The sequence below is a fragment of the Methyloversatilis sp. MC4-4 genome (assembly GCF_049843555.1).
Taxonomy (GTDB): domain Bacteria; phylum Pseudomonadota; class Gammaproteobacteria; order Burkholderiales; family Rhodocyclaceae; genus Methyloversatilis; species Methyloversatilis discipulorum_B.
Window position 1 is genome coordinate 1,376,766 of the sequence record NZ_JBBHZK010000001.1, and the last position, 20,157, is coordinate 1,396,922.

A 20,157-nucleotide genomic window follows, 5' to 3' on the forward strand; every position below is an offset into this window, starting at 1 on the left:
TCTATATATATGCGGAAGGAATTCAGGCGGCGCGGCGCAGCGGCAGCGCGCGGTGTTGCGGTTCCGGCGCCCGCGCGGGCGCCGGGCGTTGCCGCAGGCGGGCAAGCGCGCCTGCGGCGAAGGCTGCCAGCAGGGGCAGCAGCCATGCGCCGTCCGGCCCGGGCGTTGCCGGCGGCTGTGCCGTGACCTCGACCAGCCGGCGGCCGGCGGGCTGCGCGATTTCGGGGGCAGAGACCGGCGCGGGCAGCGGCGTCACGGCCGGTGCAGGCGCGGCGGTGTCGGCGCCACCCATGCGTCGCGCACGCACCGGTGGCGACGGCATCTCGTCGGTGCGGGCGACCGCCAGCTGGAAGTCGGCCGCCGCGAGGTCGGCGCTTGCCTCGGCCGTCATGGCCGGTTCCGGCGCCTCACCCACGCCCTGCCCGCTGCCGTCGCGCACAGCGGTGTGGTGGCCGGTGCGCAGGAACTCCTGCGCCGATTCGTCGCCCTCGGCCGCCGCCTCGCGGAACCAGCGCATCGCCTCTTCGACGTTGCGCTCGACGCCCCGCCCCTGATAGAGCGCGGTGGCGTAGTGCATCTTGCCCAGCGGCCCGTAATACGGGTCGCCGCTGTTCGCCGCGCGCAGCAGCATTTCGGTGGCCTTGACCGGATCCTGCGGCACACCGTGCCCGTTCTCGTACATCAGCGCCTTCCAGATCAGTGCGCCGGTGTAGCCGGCGGCGATGCACTTGTCGAACACCCTGTTCGCCGTTTCGTGGTCGCCGCATTTCGACAGCAGGTAGCCGGCCGCGCAGCTGACCGGCCCGGCCGGCTGCGACGCCACATACTGCAGCGACAGTTCGCCGACCGCGTTGTCGAGATCGTCCGGCGACGCCGGCTGCATCGCGCCACCGCAGAAACGATTGCCCTCGTCGGCACTCAGCGGTGGTGCGGCAAGCTGCGCGAAGAACGCGACGACGACGGGCAGCAGGCGGCTGCATCCGCGCTGCCTGGGTGATGCACTCATACAGAAACTCCCGGAACGGACCGGGACAGAATCTAGGCTTCGCGACGCTCGGGGTCGTGCGCAATATCAATCCGGAATGACGGGCAAAGTCCACGGCCGGCACCGCGGTCACCAACGGCAACGAAACGCGGCACACTTGCGGCTTGTCTTCCGCGGAGATCCGCCATGCTCGTCAACAAGGCCGCCACCCGCAGCTGGGCAGCCACCGATTTTCCGGGCATCGAACGCAGCCTGTTCCGCAACACCGAGCACGGCGGTCGGGCTTCATTCGTGCGGCTGGCGGCCGGCAGCCGCTTTCCGCGGCACACGCATCAGGGTGGCGAGGAGGTGGTGGTGATCGCCGGTCGCGTCGCCATCGGCGGCGTCGATCTGGAGGCCGGCGACTATCTCCACACCGAAGCCGGTGAGGAACACGACGTCGTGGCGCTGAGCGACGCCGTCATCTTCGTGTCGTCGCAGAAGCCGACGCCGCTGGTCGAGTGATGAGCGCGGCTTGCCGCCGGCGCACTTCGATGCTACGGTCCGTCCCTTCGCACGATCCCACCCCTCGCCCGCTCCCGTGAACGTATTGCGCACCTCTGTTCAGCCGAATCCGACCGCAGCCCTGCTGCGCGCCGGCACTCGTCTGTCGTGCGCAGCACTCGCGCACCGACTGCACGAGGTGAGCGCCTGCGAGACTGACCCGGCGACCGTCTGCACCTGAACCTGCACCAGACCGTCGCCGCCTGACGGGCGCGCGTGCCCGACACCGGCCACTTCCGGCCACTTTCCCGAATTTCCGCCGCGCTGCGCAATGATGCGTCACGCGGCTGCTCGTCCTTGCGACGAGCCCCGCATGAGGACCGAATACATGACCAAGAAGCCGAACATCAAGCCCAATATCACGCTGACCGAACTGGACGCCGACCGCCTCGACGCGCTGCTGTCTACCCTGCCGGCGCGCAACATGCCCGGACGCGATGCGCTGGCCGCCGAACTGCTGCGCGCCGACATCGTGCCTTCGCGCGAAGTGCCGCCGGACGTGGTGACCATGCACTCGACCGTGCGCTTCAGCATCGCACCGGCGAACGAAACACAGAGCCTGACGCTGGTGTTTCCGCGTGAAGTGGGCGACGGCAACGGCACGGTGTCGGTGCTGGCACCGGTCGGCAGCGCGCTGCTCGGGCTCAGCGAAGGCGACGAGATCGACTGGCCGGGACCGAGTGGCGGCACGCTGCGCGTGCGCATAGACAAGGTGGTGTACCAGCCCGAACGGGCCGGCGATTTCGCGCGATGAGCAGCGCAGGCGCCCGCACGGCGGGCGCCTCGCGCGTCAGGCCGCTTCGGCCGCCGGTGCGGCGACCGTGGCGAGAAAGCGAGCGCGCAGTGCTTCTGCCGGCAGATGGCGGCCAATCAGCACGACGCGGCTCATGCGCGCCTCCCCCGCCTCCCACGGCCGGCCGTAGTCGAAACCGGCAATGCGGTGCACACCCTGGAAGATGAGACGGCGGTTCTCGCCCTCGATCGACAGGATGCCCTTGTAGCGCAGCAGATCGACCGAGTGCTCGTTGATCAGCGTATCGACGAAGGCCGACACGCGCTCCAGATCGAGCGGCGCCTCGCATTCGAGCAGCAGCGAGCCGACCGCGTCGTCCCACGACTTGCGCGCCATGCCGGCGATGCCGGAAATCGCGCGCGGCGACACCGGGTGCCAGCCACGCACCGGCAGACCGCGTTCGTCCAGCGAAAAGCCCGTGATCGAGAACAGATCGCGCCAGCTCTCGTCGGCGCTGCCGGCGACGATGAGCGGTGCGCGCGCATTGACGCGCTGCAGCCGCGTACAGAGTTCGTACAGCGCCTCCGGCGTCACCAGATCGGCGTGCGAAATGAGCAGCCGGTCGGCGAAGGCGACCTGCGAGGCGGCGACCCGCTCGCGCCGGAACTGGCCGTCGAAATGCACCGCGTCGACCACGGTGACGACGCCGTCCAGCCGGTAGCGCTCGCGCAGCCGCGCGTCGTTGAAAAAGGTCTGCACCACCGGCGCCGGGTCGGCCAGACCGGTGGTTTCGACGATGAGCCGGTCGAAAGCCAGGTCGCCCGCGTCACGCCGGGCCAGCAGGCCGGCCAGCGCGTCTCCCAGTTCGCCCTGCACGGTGCAGCAGATGCAGCCATTGGACAGTTCGACCACCGACACCGCGGCACGGTCGAGCAGCGCGCCGTCGATGCCGGCGGCGCCGAACTCGTTCTCGACCACGGCGATGCGCTGGCCGTGATTGGCGGCCAGCAGACGGTTGAGCAGCGTCGTCTTGCCGGCGCCGAGGAAACCGGTCAGCAGGGTGACCGGGATGGATTCATGAGGGGTCATCGAGACTCTCTCCAAAAAAGATGCCGGGGAAGGCTTGCGCCGACCCCGGCCAATAGGAGGAGGGTGGTACATCGGTGAAAGCCGTCGTCATCGACGCCGGCCTAGCAACATTTGCCGGAGGCACCGCCGAAGCGCGCCTCCTGGCGTTCACGGAAAAATTCCTCATACGTCATGGGCGCCTGGTCCGGGTGCTTCATGCGCATGTGCTGGACATAGGTATCGTAGTCCGGCAGGCCGACCATGAGTCGGGCAGCTTGCCCGAGGTATTCGCCCATGCGTGCGAGGTCCTTGAACATGGCGGCGCCCTCAGTGCATGCCCTGCCCGCCGCGCGCCCGCAGGATGAGCAGGCGCGCGGCAGACACGACGACCCGCCCTTGTGGGGCAGACCATCGACCGGAGGACATGTTCATACGCATCACGAAGGACCTCAGGCCTTGGCGGTCTCGCCATGTACGCCGTGATGCGTCTCGCGCACCGTCGGGTGCTCGTGGCGCAGCGCCTGCAGCACCTTGCGGATGCCAAAGAAGGTGATCGACAGCACGACCAGCACGAACATCGACGCGAGCGCGGCATCGACGTAGTCGTTGAAGATGACCTGCTGCATCTGTTCGATGCTCTTGGCCGGCGCCAGCACTTCGCCGTTCTCGGCGGCGGCGCTGAATTTGGCGGCGTGAGCAAGGAAACCGATCTTCGGGTTGTCGCTGAACACCTTCTGCCAGCCGGCGGTCAGCGTGCAGGCGAGCAGCCACACGGTGGGCATCACCGTCACCCACATGTAGCGCTGCTTCTTCATCTTCACCAGCACCACGGTGGCCAGCACCAGTGCCACGGCGGCCAGCATCTGGTTGGCGACACCGAACAGCGGCCACAGCGTGTTGATGCCACCCAGCGGATCGACCACGCCCTGGTACAGGAAGTAGCCCCAGGCGGCGACGCACAGGCCGGTGGCGACCAGGTTCGGCACCAGTGCCTCGGTGCGCTTGAAGGCCGGCACGAAGGTGCCCATCAGGTCCTGCAGCATGAAGCGGCCGGCGCGCGTGCCTGCGTCGACTGCGGTCAGGATGAACAGCGCTTCGAACAGGATGGCGAAGTGGTACCAGAAGGCCATCATGCCCTGCCCGCCTATCACCTGATGCAGGATGTGCGCCATGCCGACGGCCAGCGTCGGCGCGCCGCCGGCGCGCGAAATGATGGTCGATTCGCCGACGTCGGCCGCAGTCTGCGTCAGCACCTCCGGCGTCACCACGAAGCCCCACTGCGAAATCACGGTGGCCGCTTCCTGCGCGGTCTTGCCGATCAGCGCCGCCGGGCTGTTCATCGCGAAATAGACGCCCGGATCGATGACCGAGGCAGCGACAAGCGCCATGATGGCGACGAAGGACTCCATCAGCATGCCGCCGTAACCGATCAGCGGTGCGTCGGTTTCGCGGTCCAGCAGCTTGGGCGTGGTGCCCGACGAGATCAGCGCGTGGAAGCCCGAAACGGCACCGCAGGCGATGGTGATGAAAAGGAAGGGGAACAGGTTGCCCGACCACACCGGGCCGCTGCCGTCGATGAACTTGGTGACCGCCGGCATCTGCAGTTGCGGTGCGACGATGAAGATGCCCAGCGCCAGACCGACGATGGTGCCGATCTTCAGGAAGGTCGACAGGTAGTCGCGCGGCGCCAGCAGCAGCCACACCGGCAACACCGATGCGACGAAGCCGTAGCCAATCAGCATCCAGGTCAGTTCGGTGCCGTCGAAGGTGAACATCGGACCCCATATCGGATCGGCCGCGACCCAGCCACCGACCACGATGGCCGCCATCAGCAGCAGGAAGCCGACAATCGAAATCTCGCCGATCCTGCCCGGGCGGATGTAGCGCATGTACACGCCCATCAGGATGGCGATCGGGATGGTCGCCGCCACCGTGAAAGTGCCCCACGGTGAGTGCGCCAGCGCCTTGACGACGATGAGCGCCAGCACCGCGAGAATGATGACCATGATCATGAAGGCGCCGAACAGCGCGATCACGCCCGGCACCTCGCCCAGTTCCGACTTGATCAGGTCGCCCAGCGAGCGGCCGTCGCGGCGGGTCGAGATGAACAGCACGATGAAGTCCTGCACCGCGCCGGCGAACACGACGCCGGCGAGAATCCACAGCATGCCCGGCAGATAGCCCATCTGCGCCGCGAGCACCGGCCCGACCAGCGGTCCGGCGCCAGCGATGGCGGCGAAGTGGTGGCCGAACAGGATGTTGCGGTTGGTCGGCACGTAGTCGAGGCCGTCGTTCTTGGCCCAGGCCGGGGTGATGCGCTTGCCGTCGACTTCGAGCACGCGGTAGGCGATGAAGCGGGCGTAGAAGCGGTAGGCGATGAAATAGACCGAAATCGCAGCCAGCACGATCCACAACGCGCTGATCGTTTCACCGCGCGACAGTGCGACCACGCCGAGCGACGCGGCGCCAAGCAGCGAGAGTGCCGCCCAGCCCAGTTTGGGAAGAAGGTTGTTCATGTGTCTCCTCTCGGGTGCGACCGGTGAACCCGGCCTGCCGACCGCCTCTTTGCGGCCTGCCCGGAGTATGGTTTTCATACAAGACCTGCCGCATCGGGGGCACTACGCAGGCGAGATCCGTGCAAACACGTAGGGGAAAACCCTGGGGCGGGTGCGTTGTGGGGGTGGTTCTGTTGTCGAAGCAGGGGTATCTGAGGGAGGGGTCTTGACCCCGACAGCGGCCCGTATCGAGGCATTCGGACTGCAGCGGCCGCGTCGCGGCCAAGGCCGCTACCACAGGGATCGCGCCCGACCCGCGGCCGGAGCCCGGGTTCTGTGGGAGGGGTCTTCTGACCCCGACAGTGGCTTGGATCGAAGCCCGCGGAACGCAGCAGCCGCGTCGCGGCCAAGGCCGCTCCCACAGGGATCGCGCCCGACCCGCGGCCGGAGCCCGGGTTCTGTGGGAGGGGTCTTCTGACCCCGACAGTGGCTTGGATCGAAGCCCGCGGAACGCAGCAGCCGCGTCGCGGCCAAGGCCGCTGCCACAGCGATCGCACCCGACCTGTGACCGGAGCCGGGTTCTGTGGGAGGGGTCTTCTGACCCCGACAGCGGCGGTGATCGGAGATACCGTCGCCCCCTCTCCGGCACCAACGCAATCAGCGGACCGCTCATTTCAGGCGCTGCGCAGGCCTTATCATTCCGCTTCCGCCATCCGCCCTGCCCCATGCAACTTCGCCTCAAATTCGTGCTGCTGGCCATCGTGCCGCTGCTGCTCGCCATCGCGGCGGTGGCGGCGGTGGTGAAGCTGCAGTCGCAGGCGCTGACCGATGCCGAGCACGCCATCGTCGAACCGGCGCTGATGGATTCGCGCCGGCATGAACTGCAGAACTACGTGACGCTGGCGCTGGCCAGCATCGCCCACCTGACGGCCCGCGACGAACCGGCGGCACGCGAGGAGGCGCTGCGCGTGCTGCGTCAGCTGGAGTTCGGCAACGACGGCTACTTCTTCGTCTATGACCTGTCGGGCCAGGTGCTGATGCATCCGCGCCAGCCCGATCTGGTCGGGCAGAACCTGTGGGAACTGCGCGACCCGCAGGGCCGGCCGACCATACAGAACCTGCTTTCCCGCGCGCGCGACGGCGGCGGCTTCGTGGACTTCATCTGGCGACGCCCCTCCACCGGTCGCATCGAGAACAAGTTGGGCTATGTCGCCACCGTGCCGCAGTGGGGATGGATGGTCGGCACCGGTCTCTACACCGACGACATCGTCGCCGCGCGCGAGCGCATCGACCGCCAGGCGCGCGTCGCGATCCGCAACACCATGGGTGTGATCGCCGGCATCGCCGTGGTGGCGACCTTGCTGGTCGCTCTGGCCGGGCTGGCCCTGAACGTGTCCGACCGCCGCGACGCCGAACTGAAGATGCGCGAACTGGCGCGCCAGGTCGTGCGCTCGCAGGAGAACGAGCGGGCGCGGGTCGCCGGCGAACTGCACGACGGCGTCAGCCAGAGTCTGGTGTCGGTGAAGTTCCTGCTCGAATCGGCGCAGGCGCGGCTCGAACAGCCGGCTGCCGACGCGCTCGACGCGGCCCGCCGCACCCTCGCCCGCGGCGTCGCCGGCGTCGAGGAGGTACTTGGCGACGTGCGGCGCATCTCGCACGGCCTGCGCCCGACCATGCTGGACACGCTCGGGCTGGTGCCGGCGATGAAGCAGGTGGTGGACGAATTCGCGCAGCGCAGCGGCGTCGTCGTCGACATGCAGGCCGACGCCGACATCGTCGCGCCCGGTGACGCCGGCACCGCGCTGTTCCGGCTGTTGCAGGAGGCGCTGAACAATATCGAGCGTCACGCGCGTGCCAGCCGGGTCGAACTGCGGCTCGGCCGCGAGCCGGGCGCCATTGCGCTGAGCATTCGCGACGACGGCCGCGGCTTCGACGTCGAGGCGGTATCGGCGTCGCCACAGCGCGGCCTCGGCCTGAGCAGCATGCGCGAGCGTATCGAAGCGCTCGGTGGCCGCTTCGACCTTTCTTCCGGCGGCTCCGGTACGCTGCTGTCCGCCCGCCTGCCCGTTGTCTGAACCGATCCGCACGATGACCGCACCGCTCCGCCTGCTGCTTGTAGACGACCACCCGCTGGTGCGCGACGGCCTGCGCGCGCGGCTGGAAACCGTGGACCGCTTCGCCGTCGTCGCCGAAGCCGGCAACGCGGCCGAAGCGCTCGACGCGGTGCGCATGCACGCGCCGGATTGCGTGCTGATGGACATTTCGATGCGCGACATCCACGGCATCGAACTGACGCGACGGCTGCATCAGCGCGTGCCCGATCTGAAGGTGATCATGCTCACCATGCACGACGAGCCGCAGTACGTGATCGAGGCTTTCCGCGCCGGTGCGCGCGGCTATGTGCTGAAGGACAGCCCGTCGGCCGAGATCATCGCCGCGATCGATGCGGTCTGTGCCGGCCAGCGCTGGTTCAGCGCACGCGTCGCCGACGCGCTGGTCAGCGCCAGCCTGCCGGAGCCCGAGCTGACGCCACGCGAGCGCGACGTGCTGGACCTGATCGCCGACGGCCTTGGCAACAAGGAAATCGCGACCCGGCTCGATCTGTCCGTCCGCACGATCGAAAGCCACCGTATCAACATCAAGCGAAAGTTCGAACTGGACAGCAGCGCCGCGCTGATGAAGTTCGCGATGGAACGCCGCCGCGAACGCGGCTGAACGCCGACCACTCTGCCCTCCGACTCATGCTGCGTCGCTTCGCCCACCGCATCACCCGCAACCCGCTGCTGGCGCGCCAGCTGCGCAACCATCACGCACTGAGCGGCTTCGGCTGCTCGCTCGGCGTCGCACTGGTGGCCCTGCTCGCCTGGGCGGTGGCCGACACGCGGACGGCCATTGCCATGGCCGCGGGCGCATTGGTAGTGAGCCTGACCGACATTCCGGCTCCGCGCCGCAACAAGCTGCCGCTGCTGCTCGCCAACCTGATTCAGATGCCGGTGGTCGCGCTGCTGGTGCTGGCCACCCATGACACGCTGCCCGTGTTCGCCGCTGCAATCCTGCTGATCGCCTTCACCTCGGGCATGGCCACGGCCTGGGGCAAGCCCGGCCTGCCACTGGGCTACGGCATGATGATGACGATGGCGTTCACGATGGCCCAGCCGGATCTGCCGCCGCGCGAACAGGCGGCGCATCTGGCGCTGCAGTTCGCCGGTGGCCTGAGCTATCTGCTTTACGCGCTGCTGATGGCGCGTCTGACCGACACCGCGATGCGCCGCCGCGCTGTCGTCGACGCGCTGTACGCCTTTGCCGACTATGTACGCGGCAAGGCGGCGCTGTTCAACCCGGCCAACGACCTCGATGCGGTATATGCCGAACTGGTGCGCCGGCAGGCCGCGTTCGCCGAGCGGCTGCAGACCGCGCGCGACTTCGTGTTCGTCGACCGCTGCTCACCGGAACAGCAGGCGCTGACCAACGGCCTGCTGGCGCTGATCGACGCGCACGAGGCGGTGCTGGCCAGCCAGGGCGACTACGCACCGCTGCGCGACGCCTTCGGCGATCACCGCGTCATGCGCCTGCTGGCGGCGATGACGCACGCCGCAGCCGACGACGTGCTGCGTCTCGCCCACGGTGGCCTGTCGGGCAGCCGTCCGGTGCTCGACGACACGCCCTATCGCAACACCCGCCCGGCGTTGGAGCAGGAGGTCGCCGCGCTGTCGGCCGACCCGGCACTGGACCGCAGCGCCGCCATCGCGGTACTCGAAGCCGGGCGACGCAAACTGCTCGGCGCCATCGACGGTCTGCGTCGCGTCGACCGTGCGCTGCGCGAGCCGGTGCAGGTCGACGACGAGGACATGAGCCGCTTCCTGTCGCGCTCCAGCTTCACGCCGCGTGCGCTGCGCGACGAGTTCAGGCTTGATTCGCCGGTACTGCGCTACGCGCTGCGGCTCACGCTGGCGATGGCCGCCGCATTCGCGCTGTCGCGGTGGCTGCCCTGGGCCGGCCATGGCTACTGGATACTGCTGACGGTATCGCTGGTCATGCGCGCCAGCTTCAGCCAGACGCGCCAGCGTCAGACCGACCGGATGATCGGCAATGCGCTCGGCTGCCTGTTCGTGGCCGTGATACTGCATCTGGTGTCGGCACCGGCGGTGCTGCTGGGCATCGTGTTCGTGTGCATCGGCATCGCGCACGCCTTCATCACCGTGCGCTACCGCGTCACCGTCACCGCCGCCTGCGTGATGGCGCTGCTGCAGCTGCACCTGATCGCCCCTGGCAGCTTCCACATTTCCGAACGCTTCTTCGACACCGTCGTCGGTGTCGCCATCGCCTGGCTGTTCAGCCGCGTGCTGCCAAGCTGGGAGCGCGACAGCGTCACCGCACTGGCCGCCCGCCTGCTCGGCGCGCTGCGTGAATACGTCGAACTGGCGCTGACGCCGGACACCCGCGACATGCACTACCGGCTCGCCCGCCGCCACGTGCAGGAAGCGCTCGGCACCTTGTCCGACGCGGTCGCACGCATGCGCGACGAACCGGCTTCGCAGCAGCAGCCGCTGGCTACGCTGAACGTGCTCACCACGCGTGGCTATTTGCTGCTTGCGCACATCGCCGCGGCGCGCCGACTGAGCGCGCGGCCGGATGCATCGAATGTCGAAGCGCGGCTCGTCGCCGCGCGCCAAGAGCTGGGTGCCCTGCTCGGAAGTGACGTGACGAGTGTGCCGTCGACAGCGCCAGCCGACCCCCTATCGCGCCGGCTCGACGCTGCGCGCACCGATGCACAGGCAGTGGTGACCGCCGCCCGGACGCTGGGAGCAGTCACCTGACACGACCGGCGCCGCGCCTCCGCCGCGGTCGGGGTCAAGACCCCTCCCACAGAACCCCATCGTCGCTCCGGCCGCGGATCATGCGCCGCCCTCGTGGGAGCGGCCTTGGCCGCGACTCGGCCGCTGCGGTCCACCGGCATCGATCCAGGCGATTGCGGCGTTCAGACGATCCCGGCTCCTGCAGCCGGCACCAGGGTCACTGAGCATCCCACCATTTCTGCGTTTTCTCGCGGTCGAATGCGGGCAGCACCTGCTTCCTGACTTCAGTTTCGGCCAGCGCCGGAAACTGTGTCCGGAAGCGCGCAATATCGGACTCATAGGCGTCGCGCACCTCGACCTCCCAGGTCGACGTACTCCAGCCGGTCACCGCCTGATCGAGCAGCGGAGCAACGGGGCCCGCGCGAAACTCGTTACCGACGCGCTCACGCGTGCGCGCCTCGATACGCCCGAGATAGACCACCGTATTGGGTTCGACCTCGATGTCCGCAAGAATGGGCAGCGCGAAGTAGCCGGGGAAGATCGCCATGCCACCGCCGCCGCTGAATCCATGGAACGAGTACTGCCCAGGTTCCAGATCGACGCGCACGAGGTAGTCCTCGCCATCGGGACCAACGGAGGTCGCGTCGGCATCGAACATGAAATTCAGCCGGTCTTCCTGCTTCGTCGCACCGGGCTTTTCCACGTGAGCCACCCGCGGAAAAGGCGTGATGCTCGGCTTGGCGTCGTGAGACATGCGCAAGGTCATCAGCAGCAGTGACTTCGATGACACGTCGACGGCGGGTGTGTCCTTGGCGACCGGCATTTTCATCGGTGTTGCGCAGGCGGCGAGCAGCACGGTGGCGAGCACGGCCAGAACGGTACGGCTAACGATCGGGAAGGTCATGGGTAGCGTCGTGTGTCGTGGAAGAAATGGAATCGGTCATCGCCGGCGAGACGGCGGCACTCGAAAGGCGCCGATTGAGTGATGCAGCGGCCTTCTCGAATGCGGCGAGAACGGCGGCTTCTACACTCGCCTCGCGTGCTTCCTGGTCGTAGGGCACGAACTCGAAACCGGCGAACTCGAGGTCGCCAACACGACCCTCGACGCTGGCCAGCACAAGCGCCTTCTCGCGCCCCTTCTCGATGCTGTCGATCAGCGCAGAGGCGATCAGACCGCCCACCAGTCCTGCCGCTGGCGAGGTGCCCGGCGGAACGCCGCGCATGCCGGCAACCGTTGCCTCTGGCGCGGAGCTCGGCGCCGTCATGACCCTTACCTTGACCGTGGCCCGGGTCATCACGATGTTCGAGCAGATTGCGTGCGCACCGACTGCATCGAGCAGATAGCCCTGCAGCGCCTGCGCGAGTGGCGGAGCGAATGCCGCGTCACGAAGATTGATTTCGATGGGACCGAGATCATGGGTCGCCATCGCCCCGACCGGTCCGTCCTGCACACCGGTTTCACTGCGCACCACGCTGAGCGGAATCGGAAAGGCCGGCATCGGCGGCGGTTGGCGTGTCGCGCATGCTGTGAGCAGACAGAGCAGCACACAGCTGAAGGCGGAACGGATGAACGTGTGAGTCATCGACCCTTTTCGGATCGAACGACGACGTCATCGCCGGATCCCTGATTGAATAGTCGGCGCGAATGCTAGCAGCCGTACCTGCTCAATCCGGACGGCCTCATCCATTTGCATGAAGATTTGAAAAAAAATGTGAAGCGCCCGCCCGTCGTGTTGAGCCCGCCATTCAACACGCGCAGCGCCGGGCTTCCGCCGCTGTCGGAGTCAGAAGCCCCCTCCCACAGAACCCGCCCTCGACCGCGGATCAGACGCAGCCCCCTGAAGGAGCGGCCTTGGCCGCGACGGGGCCGTTGCATGCCGCAGGCGTCGGCACAGGCCGCCGTCGATGTCAGAAGCCCCCACAGGACCGCGGCCCTGATGGCTGGTCGAATTCGCCTAATCGGCGCTGGCCGACCACTCCAGCGGCAGGCCGCGCGGCACGCGCAGTGCGCCGGTTACGGTCAGACGGAGCAGCCGCTGCGCGCCCGGATGGGCAGCCACTTCCTCGCCGTCCCACACGATCTCGGCACGGGCGCTCATGTGCAGCAGGTCGCCGCTGTCGAAATCGATGAACAGCAATCCCGCGCGCGGTTCGAGCAGCAGGTTGCCCAGCGTGTTGAAGAAGAAGTTGCCGGCGTAATCGGGCAGCGTCAGCACGTCACCCGCATCGCTGTCGACCGACACGAAACCCGGCTCACCGCCGCGGTGCGACACGTCGACACCATCGGCATGCGTGCTGGCGATGAACAGCGTGTCGGCGGACGCGATCAGTGCGCGCGCTGCGTCGTCGAGAGCGACGAGCGGCTGTGGCGCGCCGGGCGCGCCCTCGTCGAAGTAGAACGCTTCACGCGTGCGGATGTACTGCGGGCAGTTGCCGAAGCTCTGCTCCACCTCGACGTCGAAGCCGGTCTCGCTCACGCGAGCGACGCGCCCGTTCATCCGGTTGCGCCGCCGCGTGTGCGGCTGGATGCCGAGCAGTCCGAGCGCTGCGCCGTCGCGCAGATGCGCGGCCAGCGGACAGCCGGCCGGCGGCCGGGCATCGACGTGCAAGGTGCGCGGATCGGGCGACCGCACGAAGCCCGGCGGCCCGTGCAGCACCGACGCCCAGGGCTGGCCATCGGCGTCGACGCTGCCAGCGATCAGGAAGGGCAGCAGCGCGAAGAAGTCGCGGTGCTGCTCCGGCATGTGGTCGCGGATGACGCGCGCGCCAATTTCGGCCATGCGCTGCTGCATGCCTGCACGCGCCTGCAGCGCGCGCTCGCCATCGTGGAAGGGATTGCGTCCGGTTTCCATGGCGATCAGGCGCGCAGGCCGACCTTGCTCACCGGCATCGCGACGAAGCCGGGCAGCGCTTCGACACGGGCGAGCCAGGCGCGCACGTTCGGATAGTCGTCGAGCGACACATTGCCTTCCGGCGCGTGTGCCACGTAGGTGTACACCGCGACGTCCGCCAGCGTCGGCGCCGTGCCGGCCAGCCAGTCGCGGCCAGCCAGTTCGCGGTCCATCACGGCGAGCAGCCGGTGTGCGCGGGCTATCACCTCCTGCGTGTCGAACTGGGCGCGGAACAGCGTCACCAGCCGCGCGGCGGCCGGGCCGAAGGCGACCGGGCCGGCGGCGACGGTAAGCCAGCGCTGCACCTCGGCCTGGCCGGCCGGGTCCTGCGGCAGCCAGCGGCCGGGGGCGTAGCGTTGCGCCAGATAGACGAGGATGGCGTTCGAATCGGCGATGACGGTGGCGCCGTCCTCGATCACCGGCACCTGACCGAAGCAGTTCTTCGCCAGGAAGGCGGGTTTCTTGTGTTCGCCGCCGGCCAGATCGACCTGGCGGAATTCATAGGGCAGGCCGAGCAGTTCGAGGAACAGTTCGACCCGGTGACTGTGGCCGGACAGCTTGAAGCCGTGCAGCACGATGGGGGCATCCGGGTGGAGGGTGGCGGTCAGCGTCATTGCAGGCTCCTTGCGTTGGGTTGGGCGTCGGGTGGCGACGTGATGCAGTATCCGCAATCCTTATCAGGCAATAAATGGGGCAATACGGATAACACTCCTCCACTTTGCGCAGTAATATCGCGGCATGGACACGCTCAGAGCCATGCGCACCTTCGTCGACATCGCCGAGCACGGCAGCCTGACCGCGGCCGCGCGCGCGCTCGACTGTTCGCTGCCCGCCGTGGTGCGCACGCTGGCGGCGCTGGAGGCTCACCTCGGCGTGCGCCTGCTGAACCGCACGACGCGGCGCATCGCGCTGACCGACGAGGGGCGCAGCTACCTCGAAAGCTGCCGTCAGGTGCTGTCGGCGGTGCAGGACGCCGAGGACGCGCTGAAAGAAGGCGCGACCGAGCCGTCGGGGCCGATCACGCTCACCGCACCGGTGCAGTTCGGCCAGATGTATGTGGCGCCGGCGGCCACCCGTTTCGCGCTGCGGCATCCGCGCGTGAAATTGCGCGTGCTGCTGCACGACCGCGTCGTGAACATGCTGGAAGAGAGCGTGGATGTCGGCGTGCGCATCGGCGCGCTCGACGATTCGGGTCTGATCGCGCGCCCGCTCGGGGCCATCCGCCGCGTCGTCGTGGCCAGCCCCGACCTGCTCGCCTCGCGCGGCGAACCGCAGCACCCGGACGCGCTGCGCGGCGCGCCCTGCGTCCGCTTCACCGGTGCCTCGAGCCTGGCCTGGAGCTTTCACGTCCATGGCCGCGCGGTGACCGTGCCGATTGCCGGCAACCTCGAGTTCAACCACATCGCGCCCGCGGTCGATGCCTGCGCGGCCGGCGCCGGCTTCGGCCTCTTCCTGTGCTACCAGGTCAGGCCGCAGCTGGAGCGCGGCGAGCTGCGCATCGTGCTGCGCGACTTCGAACCGCCGCCGCGACCGGTGCACATCGTCTATCCGCATGCCCGGCTGCTGCCGGGTCGCACGCGGCTGCTGGTGGACTGGCTGGCGCGCGAGCTCGGCAGCGACAGCGCCGCTTTCGCCCCGGAACCGGCGTGACATACGCACGCCATGCCGGTCGCGGCACAATGTCTGAACTTACCGGCGCCGAGCCGCGTCTCACGCGCGACCACGGCCGGAAACATCTGATTACCGGGATGATCTCACCATGATCCCTGCCCACCGGCACGCCCTTCAACACCCGCACTTGCCGGAGTACAAAAAGAACATGAATAGTCATCAGGACACGCTCTTCCTGCGCACGCCGCGACTCGATGCGACCGATCCGGACGCGATGCGCAGCACGCTGCGCGACTATTTCCACGCGACCTTCAGCCGCTACGAACAGCTGTTCGAAGTGCTCGCCTGCGACGAGGCCTACTACCGCAAGCCGATCGCGCTGCGCCATCCGCTCATCTTCTATCTCGGCCACACCGCGACCTTCTTCGTGAACAAGCTGCTGCTGGCCGGGCTCATCCATGAGCGCATCAACCCGCGCTTCGAATCGATGTTCGCGGTCGGCGTCGATGAAATGAGCTGGGACGACCTGAACGAGGCGAACTACGACTGGCCGAGCGTGCAGGCGGTGCGTGACTACCGCAACGAAGTCCGGCGTCTGGTGGACCGCGTCATCAATGAGGCGCCGCTCACGCTGCCGGTGAATTGGAGCAACCCGTGGTGGAGCATCATCATGGGCATCGAACACGAGCGCATCCACCTCGAAACGTCGTCGGTGCTGATCCGCCAGAGCCGGCTCGACTTCGTGCGCACTCATCCGGCATGGGCGCCCTGTCGCGACAGCGGCGAGGCGCTGCCCAACACGACCGTGCCGGTGGCCGCCGGCGTCACGCTGCTCGGCCGGCGCCGCGACGACCCGATCTACGGCTGGGACAACGAGTACGAAACACGCGAAGTCGCGGTGGCGGCGTTCGAAGCCAGCCGTTATGTCGTCAGCAACCGCGAGTACCTCGACTTCGTCGATGACGGCGGCTACCGCAACGACGCCTGGTGGGACGACGAAGGCAAGGGCTGGCGCGATTTCCGGCTGCAGGCCGGCATCGATCACCCGGAGTTCTGGCGGCGCAAGCCGGACGGCTGGCAACTGCGGCTGATGCTCGAAGAAGTGCCGATGCCGTGGAACTGGCCGGTCGAAACCAACTGCCATGAGGCGCGCGCCTTCTGCAAGTGGAAGGCGGCGAAGACCGGTCGCCCGGTACGGCTGCCGACCGAGGACGAGTGGTACCGCCTGTACGACGTTGCTGGCGTTACCGAAGTGCCGGTGGACACGAAGACGCCTGCCAACCTGCACCTCGATCACTGGGCCTCTTCCTGCCCGGTCGATCGTTTCGCCCACGGCGACTTCTTCGACGTCGTCGGCAATGTGTGGCAATGGACGGAGACGCCGATCTATCCGTTCGCCGGCTTCGACGTGCACCCGATCTACGACGATTTCTCGACGCCCACCTTCGACGCGCGCCACACCCTGATGAAGGGCGGCGCGTGGGTTTCCTGTGGCAACGAGGCGACCCGCGAATCGCGCTACGCCTTCCGCCGCCATTTCTTCCAGCACGCGGGGTTCCGATACGTGATCAGCGATGCACCGGCCAGCGCGCCGAATGTCTATTACGAAAGCGACCGGCAGTTGTCCGAGTACGCAGAGTTCCACTACGGCAACGAGTACTTCGGCGTGCCCAACTTCCCGAAGGCGCTGGCGAACATCGCCATCGAAGCGATGGGCGACCGGCCGGCGCGGCGCGCGCTGGATCTCGGCTGCGCCACCGGGCGCTCGACCTTCGAACTGGCCCGCCATTTCGAGCACGTGACCGGCGTCGATTTCTCGGCCCGCTTCATCAACGCCGGCGTGCATCTGGCCGAACAGGGCGAACTGCGCTACACGCTGGTCGATGAGGGCGAACTGGTGTCGTACAAGACGCGCCGCCTGGCCGACCTGGGGCTGGAGGCGGTACGCAGCCGGGTCGATTTCGTGCAGGGCGACGCCTGCAACCTGAAGAGCGTGCTGACCGGCTACGACCTGATACTGGCCGCCAACCTGATCGACCGGTTGTACGACCCGAAGGCCTTCCTGTCGGCGGTGCATGAGCGGCTGAACGTCGGCGGTCTGCTGATGATCACCTCGCCCTACACCTGGCTGGAGGAACACACGAAACGCGAGGACTGGCTGGGCGGCTTCAAGAAGGATGGCGAGAGCTGGACCACGCTGGACGGCCTCAAGGCCGTGCTGGGCGAGCGCTTCCGCATGGTCGGCGCGCCACGCGACGTACCCTTCGTCATCCGCGAAACCCGTCGCAAGCACCAGCACACGCTGGCCGAAGTGACGCTGTGGGAGCGCGTACGCTGAGCACCTCTTTCGATTTCGATCAGCCGATCTCGCGCGACGGCACGGCCAGCGTCAAGCACGACGGCCGCGCCGCGGTGTTCGGCACCGAGCAGGTCACACCCTTGTGGGTGGCCGACATGGACTTCGCTGCGCCGCCGGCCGTGGTTGCCGCACTGGCCGAACGTGCGCGCCACCCGGTCTATGGCTACACGCTGTTCCCGGACGGCGCCTTCGAAGCGCTCGAGCGCTGGCTCGCTGCACGACACGGCTGGACCGTCGCGCGCGAACACATCCACTTCTGCCCGGGTGTCGTGCCGACGCTGTATGCCGCAGTGCAGGCCTTCACCAAACCGGGCGACAACGTGATCGTGCAGCCGCCGGTCTACCCGCCCTTCTTGTCCGCGATACGCGACACCGGCCGGCGCGTCGTCGAGAACCCACTGATCGAGCGCGACGGCCGCTGGACCATGGATTTCGACCAGCTCGAAGGCTGCGCCGCGCGCGCCGGATCGAAGCTGCTGCTGCTCTGCTCGCCGCACAACCCGGTCGGCCGCGTGTGGTCGCACGAAGAGCTGGACACCCTGCTGGCGATTGCCCGCCGCCACGAACTGGTCGTGCTGTCCGACGAAATCCACGCCGACCTCACCTACCCCGGTGTGCGCCACCTGCCGCTCGCCACGCTGGCGCGCCCGGGTGACCGCGTGCTGACCACGGTGGCGCCGAGCAAGACATTCAACGTGCCCGGTCTGGGCCTGTCGGCGCTGATCGCCGACGACGCCGAGCGACGCGCGGTCGAACGCGCATTCGGCACGCTGCATGTGAGTGCCTCCAATCCGTTCAGCATCGCCGCCTTCGAAGCCGCCTACCGCGATGGCGGGCCGTGGCTGGATGCGCTGATGGACTATCTCGAAACGACGCGCGACGAGGTGATCGAAACCGTCACCCATCGGCTGCGCGGCATCCATCCGGTGTCGCCCGAGGGCACCTATCTGCTGTGGCTGGACTGCCGCGGCCTCGGCCTGGACGACGACGCGCTGCGCGACTTCTTCATCGGCGCCGGCCTCGGCCTGAACCCCGGTGCGAGCTTCGGCACCGGCGGCAGCGGCCACATGCGCCTCAACCTCGCCTCGCCGCGGTCGGTCATCCGCGACGCGCTGGCGCGTCTCGAACAGGCGCTTGCACGGCGCTGACGGCGGCACGGAGATCAAGCCGGGTTCTGAAGGGATACTCTGACCCCGACTGCGGCCTGCATCGAAGCCTGCGGACAACAGAGGCCCTGTCGCGGCCAAGGCCGCTCCCACAGGGATCGCGCTCAATCAGTGGACGGAGCCGGGATTTTGTAGGAGGGGTCCTCTGACCCCGACAGCGCCCTGCATCGAAGCCTGCGGACAGCGGAGGCCCTGTCGCGGCCAAGGCCGCTCCTACAGGAGATGCGCCCAACCATGGCCGGAGCGCGCTTGCTCGCGATTGCGGCGCTCGAACCTCAGCCCTGCGCCGCGATGCTGCGCCGGAACATCAGCAATGACGCGGTGAAGAAGGCGGCGGCGATGGCGGCCATGGCGAGCAGGCTGGGCCAGACGACGTCGAGGCCGGCGCCGCGGTAGAGCACCGCCTGAGCGAGACTGACGAAGTGCGTGGTGGGTGCGAACTCCATGATGAACTGCACCGCCTGCGGCATGCTTTCGCGCGGCGTCATGCCGCCGGACAGCAGCTCCAGCGGCAGGATGACGAGGATCATCATCAGCCCGAGCTGCGGCATGTTGCGCGACAGCGTGCCGATGAAAATGCCGAGCGAGGTGGTCGCCAGCAGCTGGATCAGCGTGCCCGCCATGAACAGCGGAATCGAGCCGGCGATCGGCACCGCCAGCGCGCGCTCGACCACGAAGTACAGCGACAGCAGCACCGCCACCCACACCACCAGCGCCATGGCCCACACCTTGGCCAGCATGATTTCGAAAGCCCCCAGCGGCATCACCAGCAGGTGTTCGAGCGTGCCGTGCTCGCGCTCGCGGATCAGCGCGGCGCCGGTCAGGATGACCGACAGCATGGTCACGTTGTTGATGATTTCCATCACGCTGCCGAACCAGGCGCTGGTCAGGTTGGGATTGAACAGAATGGTGGGCGCCAGCGTGATCGGCGCCACCGTCTCGCTGCGCCGGTGCTGCACGAACTCGACGGCCTCGCCGAGCACGATGTTCTGGATGTAGTTGGCGCCGATGAAGGCCTGGCTCACCCGCATCGCGTCGATGTTCACCTGTATCGACGGTTGCGCGCCCGCCAGCACGTCGCGCTCGAAATCGGGCGGGATGATCATGACAAAGGTGTACAGCCCGGCGTCGAGCCCGGCGTCGCCCTGCCCCTCGGTGATCATTTCAGGCGACCGGAAGTACGGGCCGTAGAAGGCGCCGGCGATGCGCTCGCTCAATACCGAGCGGTCCTCGTCGACGATGGCGATCGGCGCGTTGTGCAGTTCCTGAGAGGTCGCGGTGGCGGCGCTGTAGATGCCGCCGGAGAACGCCCACACGATCATGATGAGCAGCACCTTGTCGTTCCACAGGCTCATCAGTTCCTTGAGCCCGAGCCGCCAGGCGTTGAGCAGGCGTGTTCGCATCATCCTGAGAACCTCGGTTGATCGGCGATCGGTGGAACGTGACGGGCGCGGTTGGCGGGGTGTACGGCAAGGCGCGAGGACGCGGCAGGATGGCACCCTGCAAGGAC

17 protein-coding genes are annotated in these 20,157 nt (G+C 67.8%); 8 read left to right on the plus strand and 9 right to left on the minus strand.

Features of this window, described 5'->3' with window-relative positions:
- Positions 1-22 precede the first annotated feature (22 nt).
- Positions 23-1,006, minus strand: a complete 984-nt coding sequence (locus WDZ97_RS06335) for a sel1 repeat family protein (RefSeq protein ID WP_425762168.1) — start codon at positions 1,004-1,006, stop codon at positions 23-25.
- 165 nt (positions 1,007-1,171) lie between these two features.
- On the opposite strand from WDZ97_RS06335, the gene WDZ97_RS06340 reads away from it, so the two are divergent.
- Both WDZ97_RS06340 and rnk read left to right on the plus strand, forming a co-directional pair.
- Complete coding sequence (locus WDZ97_RS06340; RefSeq protein WP_425762169.1) at positions 1,172-1,489, plus strand: cupin domain-containing protein; 318 nt, start codon at positions 1,172-1,174, stop codon at positions 1,487-1,489.
- A gap of 367 nt (positions 1,490-1,856) precedes the next feature.
- Positions 1,857-2,282 carry a nucleoside diphosphate kinase regulator gene (gene rnk / locus WDZ97_RS06345; protein ID WP_304001283.1) on the plus strand — a complete coding sequence of 142 codons (426 nt, stop codon included), beginning with the start codon at positions 1,857-1,859 and terminating at the stop codon, positions 2,280-2,282.
- Positions 2,283-2,318: 36 nt separating this feature from the next.
- Here rnk and WDZ97_RS06350 read toward each other — a convergent pair whose 3' ends face one another.
- The 3 genes from WDZ97_RS06350 to WDZ97_RS06360 form a co-directional block, all read right to left on the minus strand.
- Positions 2,319-3,350, minus strand: coding sequence for a CobW family GTP-binding protein (locus tag WDZ97_RS06350; protein ID WP_425762170.1), 1,032 nt, complete (start codon positions 3,348-3,350; stop codon positions 2,319-2,321).
- Positions 3,351-3,451: 101 nt separating this feature from the next.
- On the minus strand, positions 3,452-3,646 hold the full coding sequence (locus WDZ97_RS06355; RefSeq protein WP_008059558.1) for a YbdD/YjiX family protein: 195 nt from the start codon (positions 3,644-3,646) through the stop codon (positions 3,452-3,454).
- 132 nt (positions 3,647-3,778) lie between these two features.
- On the minus strand, positions 3,779-5,845 hold the full coding sequence (locus tag WDZ97_RS06360; RefSeq protein ID WP_425762171.1) for a carbon starvation CstA family protein: 2,067 nt from the start codon (positions 5,843-5,845) through the stop codon (positions 3,779-3,781).
- Between the two features lie 704 nt (positions 5,846-6,549).
- Here WDZ97_RS06360 and WDZ97_RS06365 point away from each other — a divergent pair.
- Genes WDZ97_RS06365 through WDZ97_RS06375 form a run of 3 tightly spaced genes read left to right on the plus strand, consistent with a single transcriptional unit; the run spans position 6,550 to position 10,641 of the window.
- Positions 6,550-7,899, plus strand: coding sequence for a cache domain-containing protein (locus WDZ97_RS06365; protein ID WP_425762172.1), 1,350 nt, complete (start codon positions 6,550-6,552; stop codon positions 7,897-7,899).
- A gap of 13 nt (positions 7,900-7,912) precedes the next feature.
- Positions 7,913-8,539, plus strand: coding sequence for a response regulator (locus WDZ97_RS06370; protein WP_425762173.1), 627 nt, complete (start codon positions 7,913-7,915; stop codon positions 8,537-8,539).
- Positions 8,540-8,565: 26 nt separating this feature from the next.
- Positions 8,566-10,641, plus strand: a complete 2,076-nt coding sequence (locus WDZ97_RS06375; RefSeq protein ID WP_425762174.1) for an FUSC family membrane protein — start codon at positions 8,566-8,568, stop codon at positions 10,639-10,641.
- Between the two features lie 196 nt (positions 10,642-10,837).
- Here the strand turns inward: WDZ97_RS06375 and WDZ97_RS06380 are convergent, their stop codons facing one another.
- From WDZ97_RS06380 to WDZ97_RS06395, 4 genes are all read right to left on the minus strand, one after another.
- A complete protein-coding gene (locus WDZ97_RS06380) occupies positions 10,838-11,524 on the minus strand; it encodes a hypothetical protein (protein WP_425762175.1) in 687 nt (228 codons plus the stop codon).
- A complete protein-coding gene (locus tag WDZ97_RS06385; protein ID WP_425762176.1) occupies positions 11,505-12,203 on the minus strand; it encodes a hypothetical protein in 699 nt (232 codons plus the stop codon). The genes WDZ97_RS06380 and WDZ97_RS06385 overlap by 20 nt, the downstream gene beginning before the upstream one ends.
- Before the next feature lie 372 nt (positions 12,204-12,575).
- Positions 12,576-13,472, minus strand: coding sequence for a pyridoxamine 5'-phosphate oxidase family protein (locus tag WDZ97_RS06390; protein ID WP_425762177.1), 897 nt, complete (start codon positions 13,470-13,472; stop codon positions 12,576-12,578).
- A 5-nt stretch (positions 13,473-13,477) separates the two neighbouring features.
- On the minus strand, positions 13,478-14,125 hold the full coding sequence (locus WDZ97_RS06395; protein WP_425762178.1) for a glutathione S-transferase family protein: 648 nt from the start codon (positions 14,123-14,125) through the stop codon (positions 13,478-13,480).
- 124 nt (positions 14,126-14,249) lie between these two features.
- Between WDZ97_RS06395 and WDZ97_RS06400 the strand changes: the two genes are divergently transcribed.
- From WDZ97_RS06400 to WDZ97_RS06410, 3 genes are all read left to right on the plus strand, one after another.
- Complete coding sequence (locus WDZ97_RS06400) at positions 14,250-15,161, plus strand: LysR family transcriptional regulator (protein ID WP_304003448.1); 912 nt, start codon at positions 14,250-14,252, stop codon at positions 15,159-15,161.
- 169 nt (positions 15,162-15,330) lie between these two features.
- Positions 15,331-17,460 carry a 5-histidylcysteine sulfoxide synthase gene (ovoA, locus tag WDZ97_RS06405; protein ID WP_425762179.1) on the plus strand — a complete coding sequence of 710 codons (2,130 nt, stop codon included), beginning with the start codon at positions 15,331-15,333 and terminating at the stop codon, positions 17,458-17,460.
- Positions 17,442-18,629: a MalY/PatB family protein gene (locus WDZ97_RS06410; protein ID WP_304003450.1), complete on the plus strand. Its 1,188-nt coding sequence runs from the start codon at positions 17,442-17,444 to the stop codon at positions 18,627-18,629. Before ovoA ends, WDZ97_RS06410 begins: the two co-directional genes overlap by 19 nt.
- A gap of 293 nt (positions 18,630-18,922) precedes the next feature.
- Here WDZ97_RS06410 and WDZ97_RS06415 read toward each other — a convergent pair whose 3' ends face one another.
- The gene (locus WDZ97_RS06415) at positions 18,923-20,050 is read right to left on the minus strand and encodes an ABC transporter permease (RefSeq protein ID WP_425762254.1); all 1,128 of its coding nucleotides are present in this window, start codon (positions 20,048-20,050) and stop codon (positions 18,923-18,925) included.
- Positions 20,051-20,157 lie beyond the last annotated feature (107 nt).